Here is a 12,475-nt window from a genome sequence, read left to right as displayed (position 1 = left end):
AATATTAAATAGTCTCAAATCTTACTTTGAGCCGTACCGTTTTACAATGTTGATCGCGTTAAATCTGGACGTATCATAATAGGGGGCATCTACCTGTAGTTCGGTGGGGTAAGGTGCTTGCTTGTCAAAGAAAAAAATACGAGTTACGCTATTATAATCATTGGTTGGAAATAAGTCTGCGCAAGCATCGTAATTTGCATTTGGTATGTCGCCCACCGTAACCGCATAAATGCGTACTATGCCACCTTTATTTTGCTCGTTACGAACGAAGGCTACCTCTTCAAAATTACCAGGGATATCTTTGATAGACGTTTGACTGAAAGAGTCCCAGATTAAATAACCTAAAATAAGAATAATAGGTATGGCAATAAACCATACCCTTTTGTTTTTTTTCATATGTAAATAATTCTTTCATGATCCGCCAGCTAACGGATCCAAAATATATTATGCACGCTTTTATAACGAAAGAGTGTGCATGTTGCTTCGCGGTCATTCGTGTTTGTGCAGAACTGCGACATGGATATTTGATATATAATAATTAATTCTTTTGTGCTCCATCAGTTGACGGCTCGGTTCGTTTCTATCTGTCCGATAGAGCCTATGAGGACTATAAATTAATTGTGATACCCAATAGTTTGTAGAAATCACGTAAGATTGCTTGATGACCGGGCCATGCCGGCGAGGTCACTAGATTACCGTCTATTACGGATTGATCTGCTGGGATGTTTTTCCAATTACCCCCTGCCAATTCGATGTCGGGACCTACAGCAACATAAGCGGTTAGCGTACGGTCCTTCAATACCTTAGCTGTCGTCAAAACCTGTATACCGTGACATATTGCAGCTACAGGTTTATTTTTTTCAAAAAAGTGCTGTACGATCTCAATGACACGCTTGTTTAACCGGATATATTCTGCAGAGCGACCGCCGGCAATATATAGACCATCATATTCGTCGGGATTGACTTGGTCAAAATTTTTGTTGATCGTAAAATTGTGTCCTCTCAGCTCTTTGTAAGTCTGATCTCCGGTAAAATCGTGTACAGCCGTAGGTACTGTATCTCCTTTTTTTCGGTCAGGAGCGATCGCATCAACTTCGATACCTATGGCACCCATCGCTTGATACGGAACCATTGCTTCATAATCTTCAACGTAATCTCCTACTAATAATAATACTTTTTTTGCCATATCATTTAGAATTTTTAATGTGTTTTATTACTATCTAAAAACAATTAAGATGAGGTAAGGTTTTTATTGTTATTTGGATAGTCTTTCGAGCATCATTCGTTTGGTTTTCCTCACCTTAGCTTCCAACTGACTGCGTAGCAGTGCAGTTATAACACCTTTATCTTCTTCAAAATTTACGTTGAATTCGGGTAAGGAAAATGTTTCCAGGACTTCCGCACCATCAAACGGCATTCTTGCTGTCGCGATATCAAGAACAGATTTTCCGCCACGTGTCCCTTGGCTGGTGGCTAAGAGAAAAACAGGCTTGCCATTATATATCTTTCGTCCTTTGATTCGGGAAGTCCAGTCTATAAGGTTCTTGTAACCTACATTATAATTGCCATTATTTTCAGCTAGTGAGATAATCAATAGATCAGCTTGATCTATCTTATCTGCAAACCGTGTTGCAGCCTCAGGAAGACCAATCTCTTTTTCTTTGTCTTTTGAAAAAAGCGGCATTTCAAAATCATTTAAATCAATTATTTCAACAATGTCTTCTTTTTCTTTGTAGTATTTGCTTACTGATGTGGCAAATTTCTTATTGATGGAATCCGAACTATTGCTCCCCCCAAAAACTAGTATGTTCATTTAAAAATAGTTTATTTGCATGGATAGATCCACGTAAGTTTAATGACTACAATTTAAGAATAATTTTATACAAAGACGGCGAAAGATGGATATGATCATAAAAAAAGAGAACTACCAGATCAGGCAGCTCTCTTTTTGTTTTTTTTCTATTGTCTATATATTATACGTTAAAACGGAAGTGCATGATATCACCATCTTCTACAATATAGGTCTTTCCTTCGACGGATAATTTTCCGGCTTCTTTTACAGCAGCTTCTGATCCGTAATGAATAAAGTCCTCGTACTTCGTTACCTCTGCGCGAATGAATCCTTTTTCAAAATCGGTATGGATAACGCCAGCAGCTTGAGGGGCAGTGTAGCCTTTTTCAATGGTCCATGCTCTCACTTCTTGAACACCGGCTGTAAAATAAGTCGCTAAATTCAGTAGTGAATACGCTGCGCGGATCAACTTGTTGACACCCGATTCCTCAAGACCTAGATCATCTAAAAACAATTGTCTTTCTTCATAACTCTCTAGTTGTGCTATTTCTGATTCGATCTGTGCAGAGATTACCAGTACTTCGGCTTTTTCTTCTTTCACAGCATCTCTAACACGTTCTACATAAGCGTTACCTGTATTTACAGACGCTTCGTCTACATTACATACATACAGGACAGGCTTCACTGTAAGCAAAGTAAGATCTGCTATATACTCGAAATCCTCTTCACTGATAGCAGCGGTACGTGCAGATTTACCAGCCTCTAAATGCTCTTTTACAATAGATAAAATCTCAAAAGTTTTTTTGGCATCTTTATCACCTCCGGTTTTAGCCATCTTTTCGACTTTTTGTATGCGTTTAACAACGGTGTCGAGATCTTTTAACTGAAGTTCTGTATCGATGATTTCTTTATCACGGATAGGATCTACAGAACCATCCACGTGGATTACATTGCCATCATCAAAACAACGTAATACATGTATGATCGCATTAGTCGTGCGAATGTTTCCTAAGAACTGATTTCCTAATCCTTCACCTTTTGAAGCGCCTTTTACTAAACCTGCGATATCAACAATTTCAATCGTATTTGGTACAATCTTTTGTGGATTTACAAGTTCTGCCAATTTTGTAAGGCGGGCATCTGGTACCGTAATGACACCTACATTGGGTTCGATTGTACAAAAAGGGAAGTTTGCCGCTTGTGCTTTCGCATTGGACAAACAATTGAATAATGTTGATTTACCTACGTTCGGTAGGCCTACTATACCACATTGTAAAGCCATGAGTCTTGCTGAAATAATTAAAATTTGCACAAAGATAGAAAAATTAGTGTAAGAAAATATGTATTACAATTTGCTTTCTTTGCTTATTTTTGGAACACAAATTATTACTTCGTATGAGATTTTTTTTAATTCTACTCGGGCTTTCATTAAGCCTTGCAGTCTCTGCACAAAAGAGACTAGATCACAAATTCAGTTTTGGGATGAATTATGTTATTGGCGACTCAGAGCAAAGGAGTTCCAATGATTGGTTCGACGCCTTTGAAGACGATTACTTAAGCCTAAAATTTGATTATGTCGCGAGTTTCAAGCTTAATCAATTTATCTCGGTAGGACCTGGGGTAGGCGTACGCCACCTGGTCGCTTTGGATGAGACTTCAAGCGATCATGATATAAATACAAACGTATTAGGTTATACCTCAAATACGATTTCGAATTATTTCGCAATCCCCCTTTTTGTAAACTTCAACGCGCGTTTCATCGATAAAAAAGTGAGCCCCTTTGTTTCCGTTTCAACAGGCTACTCTTTTGCCGTAAACAGCAGCGATATTGAGTTATATGATAGTGATTCTGGTCAACGGGATAATTATACTTCCAAAATGAAATCTGGTTTTATTGCCAATGGGCAGCTTGGTGCCAATATTCGTTTTCGTAATGGTATGAATATTTCTGCTGGGCCTTACTTTGAGTTTCAGCCTACTACAATTGTTAGAACCAATGTTATCAATAGTGGATCGTTCCGTTCAGAGACGAAACGAGATCTTTACCATATCGGACTACAAGTGGGGTTTGCTTTTTAAAGGGTATTAATTTTACATCTTTTAACAGTTCGTCCGTTAATCCTTTTGTCCTACCTGTGCGTCCTAGTTACAAGTAAAAAAAGAAGAACAAGGAGGATGTTATGAAAAGATATTTTTACCTATCGTTATTATTTGTTGGATTGAGTTTTTTTCAGACCAGCAATGCACAGGTAAGTGTAAGTATTAACATTGGCAGTCAGCCATTGTGGGGGCCGGTAGGATACGACTACGTTCGTTATTATTATTTGCCCGAAATGGATGTTTATTATGATGTAAGTAATCGAAGATATACGTATTATCATGGTAACCGGTGGGTTACGAAATCGAAGTTGCCAACTAGGTATAGACATTATGACGTGTACCGGACCTACAAAGTAGTATTGAATGAATCTTCACCGTGGCGTTATCACAGTCGTCATCGTAGCAGCTACGGACGATACGCACATAACCACTCACAGGTGATATTGAGAGACTCACATCGGGATCATTATCATGATCGATATGGTGGTCGTAGAGATGATAAATATTACAAAAAATCACACAGGAAATACGATAAGGATTCTAGGAAGCACGGACGAAAAAAACATGATGATTAACATCTTGGTGCTGGAAATAGTTTAATTGTAGTTAAGTGTTATTAAAGCCTCTAAATCAAAGTATTTAGAGGCTTTTTTTCTTTTTTTTAAAACATCCATTAAAAACAAAAAATTATACTTTGTATTAAGATATTTGTTCTAATTTTGTGGAATATTTAGGGTAATCGTTAATTGCTATATTCATGAGGAAGATAGGTAGAGGGTTTGCTTTTCTGGTTGGAGCTGCTCTCCTAAGTGTTTGGATCATTTCTTGTCAAAATTTATCATCAGCTGCTTTAGGATCTGTAAATAGGGACTCGATAGAAACCATCGAGCAGGAGGAAATTATCTCCGTTAAAAAACCTTTACTTTTAGATAAATGGGATTCGCTACAGAAAAATCAGATTCGGTTTGTAGTGGATACGCTAAAGCCTATCGATATCAAAACGCAAAAAAGAATGCTTAAAGATTCATTGCGACGTGAATTTGATAAGATGCCTAAGCACGTGTTTTTAACTTTTGATGACGGACCTTTGGTAGGAAGTGCGGCTATTGATTCTCTTGCTACAGCGAAGAATGTTAAGGTTAACGCTTTTTTGGTCGGTAGACACGCTAATATGAGCAAAGGTCGTAAACGTGATTTAGCAAAATACGAGAATAATCCTTTGGTTTCTTGTTATAACCATAGTTATACCCATGCCTACAACAGATTCAGTCATTTTTATAGCACACCTCAGACTGCTTTTGAAGATTTTGTCAAAAATGAGAATGATCTGAATTTAAAACATAAAGTAGTTCGTCTTCCAGGGCGCAACATCTGGATATATGATGATGTTCGTAAGATTGATTTGCAGAGTGGCGCTAGTACTGCGGATATGTTGTTTGCGAATGGGTATAAGATTTATGGTTGGGATGTTGAGTGGCGGATCAACAGCCTGACTGGTGTACCGGTACAGGCATTGGAAACGGTTTATGGAAGGATACGTAATTTTATGAACAATAAAAGTTCAATGACACCCAATAATGTCGTGTTATTAATGCACGACGACATGTTTCAGACTAAGAAGGGGCAATATTTATTAGCTGAATTGATTGATCGTCTTAAAAAAGAGAACTACAAGTTTGAGTTTATAGCGGATTACCCTATCAAGTACTAGTAATATTTTTCCCAAAATAAATCAGGGAATGCAACTTTTTTTCTAAAATTACGTTATATATAGTATACCAATTTTAGAAAGGAGGTCATTATGAACCTAATTCACCGAATAGAGCATTGGGGAGATCGTCATCATCCACAATGGTTAGACTATTTCAGAATCGCATTAGGGATTATTATTCTTGCCAAAGGAATAAGTTTTGTAAACGATCAGGAAGCTGTAAGACGATTGATCGAACAAACTAATTTTCAGCTATCCATTTGGGGAGCGGTGCACTATGTTGTGTTCACTCATTTGGTCGGAGGATTATTCGTTATCTTTGGGTTTCAAACCCGATTAGCCACTTTATTGATAATTCCGGTAGTGATCGGGGCGGTGTTTTTTGTCAATATCACTCGTGGTTTCAGTTTTCTGAATTCAGAGTTATGGTTGTCTATCCTTGTAATGATTCTATTAGCTGTTTTTTTGGTGGCTGGATCAGGGAAGTTTTCGCTCGATCATATGATGGATAAACCGGGGTATCGTCGGTCTATATAAAATGGAAAAAGCTCTCCTTTTTGGGAGAGCTTTTTCCATTTGAAATTATTTTTTATTGGTTTCGCACCAATTTTTAGCGTTTACGAAAGCCTCCAACCAAGGTGTGACTTCGTCTTGACGTCCGTTTGGATAATTAGCCCAGTTCCATTGGAATGTCGAACGTTCGATATGTGGCATGGTCACTAGATGACGACCTGTGGTGTCACATAACATCGCTGTATTATAGTCTGATCCATTTGGATTATGCGGGTATTGTTCGTATGCATATTTAGCAACGATCTGGTAAGCAGACTCCTCATTAGGTAGATTGAATTTACCTTCTCCGTGCGAGATCCAAACACCTAATGTAGATCCGGCAAGGGTTTTTAGCATGATGGAGTTGTTCTCTTGCACCTTAACCGAGACAAAGTTTGATTCGTGTTTTCCAGATGTATTGTGGAGCATTTTGCCATGTACTTCATGTTCAGGGTTGATTAACTCCAGTTCCATAAACAATTGACATCCGTTACATATCCCGACAGACATGGTGTCAGGACGAGCGAAGAAGTTATCCAATGCTTTTTTTGCTTTCTCGTTGTACAAGAAAGCTCCAGCCCAACCTTTGGCCGAGCCTAATACATCTGAGTTAGAGAATCCACCAACAGCTCCTATGAATTGAATGTCTTCCAATGTCTCACGTCCAGTTATTAAATCTGTCATGTGCACGTCTTTAACATCAAATCCAGCAAGATACATAGCGTTAGCCATTTCTCTTTCTGAGTTAGATCCTTTTTCACGAAGGATGGCAGCCTTAGGACGTGATCCAGAAGTGGTGAAAGCTGGTTTTTTACCATCGAAATGTGTCGGGAAGACAAAATTTAACGGTTGTTTTTTGTAATTATTGTAACGCTCTTGCGCCATGCCGTTTTTCGACTGTTTTTGATCTAACAGGAAAGATGTCTTGTACCAAGTGTCGCGTGTTTCGGCTACATCGAATGTAAATACATCCGTGTTGTTTTTTAAACTGACAGTATTGCCTTCGATGACCTCACCGATTTTCACAACTTGAATGCCTGCCGTACTGAAAGCTGTTTCTAGCGTAGTATTATCTTTTGCTTGCAAAACCACTGCAATATTTTCGCTGAACAAAGTTTTCACCGTATCAGCTTCGTCTAAGTCGGATAGATCATAGTTAGCTGCTAGATTTACATCCGCGAATGTCATTTCAAGCAATGTAGTCACTAAACCACCAGAACCAATATCATGACCAGCCTCAACCTGACCTGCATTGATCAATTGTTGTATCGTATTGAATGCCGTTTTGAAATAAGCAGCATCTTGGATCGTAGGGGCTTCTGTTCCTACTTTATTCAGAATCTGTGCAAAAGAAGAACCGCCGAGTTTGAATGCATCTTTTGATAGATTAATATAGTAGATAGAACCGCTGTTCTTTTTCAAAACAGGTTCAACTACCTTGTTGATATCTGTACAGTTTCCAGCAGCGGAGATAATCACAGTTCCAGGGGCGATTACATTATCACCGTTAGGATACTTTTGCTTCATTGATAGCGAATCCTTACCCGTAGGGATGTTAATACCTAATTCAATTGCAAAATCAGAACATGCCTTGACAGCTTTGTAAAGTCTAGCATCTTCTCCTTCATTATTACAAGCCCACATCCAGTTCGCCGACAGCGAAATACCCTCAATACCATTGATGATCGGAGCGAATACAATGTTGGAAAGAGCTTCGCCGATAGCTGTTTTACTGGCTGCAGCTGGGTCGATAAGCGCTGCTACTGGAGAGTGTCCTACCGTGGTCGCAATACCTTCTTTACCTTTATAATCCAATGCCATTACGCCCACGTTGTTTAATGGCAGTTGTAGAGGACCTGTACATTGTTGTTTAGCGACACGACCACCTACACAACGATCTACTTTGTTAGTCAACCAGTCTTTGGAAGCGACAGATTCCAATTGTAATACTTGGTTCACGTATTTAGGTATATCTTGTGTTGTATAGGAAAGATCGGTATATGTGCGCGTAATGGTATTATCCCGCATGATCGTTTTAGGAGATGATCCGAAGAAATCTTCTAAGGCATAATCCATCGGTTTAGCACCTGTCGTCTTTGATTCGAATGTAAAGCGGTTGTCACCAGTGACATCTCCTACAGCATACATTGGAGACCGCTCACGATCAGCAACACGCTTTAAGATGTCGATATCTTTTTCAGCAATGACTAAGCCCATACGTTCTTGCGATTCATTACCGATTATTTCTTTAGCAGAAAGGGTAGGGTCACCTACTGGAAGTTTATCCAGATCAATCAAGCCTCCAGTCTCTTCAACCAGTTCTGATAGACAGTTTAAGTGACCACCTGCACCGTGATCGTGGATAGAGACGATCGGGTTGTTGTCGGACTCGACCATGCCGCGTACCGCATTGGCCGCCCTTTTTTGCATTTCTGGGTTTGAGCGTTGTATGGCATTCAATTCTATGCCTGAACCAAAAGCACCTGTGTCTGCTGAAGAGACAGCAGCTCCGCCCATTCCGATACGGTAATTTTCGCCTCCTAGGATAACGATTTTATCCCCAGTTTGAGGTATATGTTTCTTTGCTTGGTTTAATTTTCCATAACCCACACCACCAGCTTGCATAATGACTTTGTCATAGCCTAGTTTACGGCCTTCTTCTTCATGCTCGAAGGTTAATACCGATCCGGTGATTAGTGGCTGTCCAAATTTATTACCGAAATCTGAAGCACCGTTGGATGCTTTGATCAGGATATCCATCGGTGTTTGGTACAACCACGGCCGCTCCTGCATCCCATTTTCCCAAGGACGGTTGTTGTTTTGGTCCTTTGACGGTTCTGTGATGGTGCCAGACTGAAGGTTGAGCTTATTTTGTTCTAATCTGGAATAAGCAGTCATATATATAGCTGTACCCGCTAAAGGGATGGCACCTTGACCACCAGCCAGTCTATCACGGATCTCTCCACCAGAACCTGTAGCAGCGCCTGAAAACGGTTCAACAGTTGTTGGGAAATTGTGTGTTTCAGCTTTGACCGATAGTACTGAGTCGAACTCTTTCTCCTCGTAAAAATCAGGTTTGTCTGCCGATTTAGGTGCAAACTGCGTTACTCTAGGTCCTTTAACAAAGGCTACGTTGTCTTTGTACGCCGATACTATCTGATTTGGATTTGTTTCGGATGTCTTCTTGATTAACTTAAATAATGAGGTAGGTTGTTCTTCACCATCAATAATGAAAGTCCCGTTGAAAATTTTGTGACGACAATGCTCTGAGTTCGCCTGTGAAAAAGCAAAAACTTCAGAGTCTGTCAGCTTGCGGCCTAATTTGTCGGATAGTTTATTTAAATACGTTACTTCTTCTTGATTTAGAGCAAGACCTTCTGTCTTATTATAGGCATCAATATCGTCTATGTCTATAATAGGCTCTGGATTGATATGTATGGTATACATATCTTGTGTCAAGGCTTCAAACTTTTGAGAGATCATCGGGTCGAAGTCATTGAAGTCAGCCGGTACAGGTTGAAATTCCTCGATACGGATAATTCCTTCAATGCCCATATTCTGTGTGATCTCTACGGCATTGGTACTCCATGGAGTGACCATAGCTGCGCGCGGGCCAACAAAGTAGCGGCTTAAGGTTTGTTCTTCTAGCTTTTTAGCATCGCCGAATAGCCAGTTTAGTTTAGTAATGTCTTCTTGTGATAAAGAGTTTACGCTTTGAACACTATAGATAGTATTCGATGGGTTCTCAAAGAAATGAATCATTATATAATGTGTGGGTTTTGAACGTTCTTCAACTTAAGTTACAAAGTTACGGAATATTTTAAATAAGCAACTAGCAAAAAGTGCTTTATTTTCTGCTCAAAAGCCTATCTTTGTATCTCTTAAAAACTATTTAATAATGAATATTTCTTACAATTGGCTTAAGAATTACCTCGATATAGAAAAGACTCCGAATGAATTGTCCTTGATTCTGACCGACATAGGTCTAGAAGTAGAGGCTGTTGAAAAAGTACAGTCTATTCCTGGTGGATTAGAAGGATTAGTGGTAGGAGAGGTGATTTCGGCCGAGCAACATCCCAATGCAGATAAATTACGTGTTACGAAGGTGGATGTTGGTACAGGTACACCATTGGATATTGTATGTGGTGCGCCAAACTGTCGCGCTGGTCTCAAAGTGATCGTCGCGACGGTGGGAACGACTTGTCACCCAACTGTTGGGGAGCCGTTTAAGATTACAAAGTCCAAAATCCGCGGAGAAGTTTCCGAGGGAATGTTGTGCGGTGAGGACGAAATAGGACTAGGTAGCTCACATGCAGGAATCGTAGAGTTGCCTGCTGATGCAAAAGTGGGTTCGCTGGTCAAAGAGTTTTACCAAATGGAAGATGATTTCTGTTTCGAGATCGGATTGACACCGAATCGTGCAGATGCAGCATCTCACTTGGGGGTAGCACGCGATTTGGCCGCTTATTTTCGCAGTACGTACATATTACCGAATGTCGAAGGGTTCGCTGAACCTACAGGAGCGAGCGCTGCGGCAGTAGAGGTGAAAAGCACCGAAGCTTGCCCAAGATATTCCGGAGTACACATTTCTGGCGTTAAGGTAGGGGACTCTCCCGATTGGTTGAAAGAGAAGTTAAATACAATAGGTATCCGCTCAATTAATAATATAGTCGATATCACAAATTATGTCTTGCATGACTTAGGACAGCCTTTGCATGCCTTTGATGCAGCTAAGATAGCAGGGGATAAAGTCGTCGTACGTCTAGCCAACGAGGGTGAGCTTTTTAAAACACTGGAAGGCGTTGAACGTAAATTGTCTTCAGAAGATTTAGTTATAGCCGATGATACCAAGCCTATGTGTATCGCAGGAGTTTTTGGTGGAGAATATTCAGGTGTTTCTGAAAGTACGACGGATATCTTTCTAGAGTCCGCATATTTTAATTCCGTTTATGTTCGTAAGACTGCTAAGCGTCATGGTTTAAAAACAGATTCCTCATTCCGTTTTGAGCGGGGGACAGATCCTAATATTACTGTTTTTGCATTAAAAAGAGCTGCACTTTTGATCCAAGAGATCGCAGGGGGAACTATTTCTTCTGCTGTTACAGATCATTATCCGAATCCGGTTTCTCCATTTACGTTTGATGTAGACTGTAAAAGTGTACAACGTTTGATTGGTAAAGAGATTCCGGTTCAAGAGATCAAGGAAATTATCCTTGCTTTAGGGATTGCGATTACTTCCGAAAAAGATGCTGTCTTTTCGGTTGAAGTTCCCGCTTATAAGGTGGATGTAACGCGTGAAGTAGATGTTACCGAGGAGGTTTTACGTATTTATGGTTACAATAATATCGAGTTAAAGAGTCAGATTCTAGCTTCACTTAATACACAGGAGAAGCCAGATAAGGAAGTCGTATTAAACCAAGTAGCTGATTTATTGATCGGTAACGGTTATAGAGAGATCCTTTCAAATTCGTTAACGAAATTAGCTTACGTAGATGATGAGTCTACAGCTGTTCGTTTGTTAAATCCCTTGAGTTCGGATTTAGATACGATGCGTCAAAATCTGGTTTACTCCATGTTGACAGCTATGTCTTATAATCAAAAACGTAAGTCTAGCGATCTTAAATTTTTTGAATACGGTAAGACATACCACCTGTTGGAAGAAGGCTATAGCGAACGTCAGCGCCTTGTACTTGGTGTGGTAGGAAATAAATCAAAAGAGCAGTGGAATGCATCGAATGGCACAGTAAACTTCTATAACCTTAAAGCTGCTGTCGATATGATTGTGAAGCGTTTGAAAGTTGAAGGTCTCCAAGTTGTGGAAACTGCAAACGCAGATCTGGCCTATGGTCTAGATTATATGAAGGGACAAAAAGTGTTGGTTTCTTTTGGTGCTGTTGCTGCTGAAGCGTTAAAAAAGGCGGATGTTGATGGACAGGTATATTACGCTGATTTTGATTGGGATTTGGTCATTCGATCGATTCGGAAGAATGAAATCAAGTTTAAAGAGGTTTCTAAATACCCTGCTGTACGTCGTGATTTAGCATTATTGTTGGATGATTCGATCACATTTGAGCAGTTAAAAAACATCGCATTGAAGTCTGAACGTAAGCTTTTAAAAGGCGTTAGCATTTTTGATGTGTATAAAGGAGATAAATTGCCGGAAGGTAAAAAGTCTTATGCTTTGAGTTTTACGATTCAGGACGAAGAAAAAACGCTAAATGATAAACAAATTGATAGCATTATTCAAAAATTAATTATTAACTTTGAGAAAGAGACTGGTGCTGTAGTGCGCTAGTTTATTTAATTTAATTGCGAATTAT

Annotated in this window: 10 protein-coding genes; 5 read left to right on the top strand and 5 right to left on the bottom strand. The window is 39.6% G+C overall.

From position 1 onward, the window contains the following. Positions 1-21: 21 nt before the first annotated feature. The 4 genes from G7B20_RS09260 to ychF all read right to left on the bottom strand — a co-directional run bounded on the left by G7B20_RS09260 (position 22) and on the right by ychF (position 3,074). Entirely contained in the window at positions 22-396 is a 375-nt protein-coding gene (locus tag G7B20_RS09260; RefSeq protein ID WP_164110533.1) for a hypothetical protein, read from the bottom strand. A 211-nt stretch (positions 397-607) separates the two neighbouring features. Next, positions 608-1,186, bottom strand: coding sequence for a DJ-1/PfpI family protein (locus G7B20_RS09255; protein WP_164110531.1), 579 nt, complete (start codon positions 1,184-1,186; stop codon positions 608-610). A 69-nt stretch (positions 1,187-1,255) separates the two neighbouring features. Beyond that, positions 1,256-1,813: an NADPH-dependent FMN reductase gene (locus G7B20_RS09250; RefSeq protein WP_164110529.1), complete on the bottom strand. Its 558-nt coding sequence runs from the start codon at positions 1,811-1,813 to the stop codon at positions 1,256-1,258. Between the two features lie 160 nt (positions 1,814-1,973). After that, a complete protein-coding gene (ychF, locus tag G7B20_RS09245) occupies positions 1,974-3,074 on the bottom strand; it encodes a redox-regulated ATPase YchF (RefSeq protein ID WP_164110600.1) in 1,101 nt (366 codons plus the stop codon). Positions 3,075-3,187: 113 nt separating this feature from the next. Here ychF and G7B20_RS09240 point away from each other — a divergent pair, with 113 nt between their 5' ends. The 4 genes from G7B20_RS09240 to G7B20_RS09225 all read left to right on the top strand — a co-directional run bounded on the left by G7B20_RS09240 (position 3,188) and on the right by G7B20_RS09225 (position 6,140). Continuing rightward, positions 3,188-3,871, top strand: coding sequence for a hypothetical protein (locus G7B20_RS09240; RefSeq protein WP_164110527.1), 684 nt, complete (start codon positions 3,188-3,190; stop codon positions 3,869-3,871). A 101-nt stretch (positions 3,872-3,972) separates the two neighbouring features. Further along, positions 3,973-4,467 carry a hypothetical protein gene (locus G7B20_RS09235; RefSeq protein WP_164110524.1) on the top strand — a complete coding sequence of 165 codons (495 nt, stop codon included), beginning with the start codon at positions 3,973-3,975 and terminating at the stop codon, positions 4,465-4,467. Between the two features lie 182 nt (positions 4,468-4,649). Continuing rightward, positions 4,650-5,603: a polysaccharide deacetylase family protein gene (locus G7B20_RS09230; RefSeq protein WP_240452745.1), complete on the top strand. Its 954-nt coding sequence runs from the start codon at positions 4,650-4,652 to the stop codon at positions 5,601-5,603. Positions 5,604-5,693: 90 nt separating this feature from the next. Next, positions 5,694-6,140: a DoxX family protein gene (locus G7B20_RS09225; protein ID WP_164110523.1), complete on the top strand. Its 447-nt coding sequence runs from the start codon at positions 5,694-5,696 to the stop codon at positions 6,138-6,140. Between the two features lie 45 nt (positions 6,141-6,185). Here G7B20_RS09225 and purL read toward each other — a convergent pair whose 3' ends face one another. Then, the gene (gene purL, locus G7B20_RS09220; RefSeq protein WP_164110521.1) at positions 6,186-9,917 is read right to left on the bottom strand and encodes a phosphoribosylformylglycinamidine synthase; all 3,732 of its coding nucleotides are present in this window, start codon (positions 9,915-9,917) and stop codon (positions 6,186-6,188) included. Positions 9,918-10,053: 136 nt separating this feature from the next. Here purL and pheT point away from each other — a divergent pair, with 136 nt between their 5' ends. After that, on the top strand, positions 10,054-12,450 hold the full coding sequence (gene pheT / locus G7B20_RS09215; protein ID WP_164110519.1) for a phenylalanine--tRNA ligase subunit beta: 2,397 nt from the start codon (positions 10,054-10,056) through the stop codon (positions 12,448-12,450). Positions 12,451-12,475 lie beyond the last annotated feature (25 nt).

It is taken from the genome of Sphingobacterium sp. xlx-96 (genome assembly GCF_011007365.1).
Classification (GTDB): Bacteria; Bacteroidota; Bacteroidia; order Sphingobacteriales; family Sphingobacteriaceae; genus Sphingobacterium; species Sphingobacterium luzhongxinii.
The sequence above is the reverse complement of the archived record's forward strand: the minus strand, read 5'-3'. Positions and strand labels throughout refer to the sequence as shown.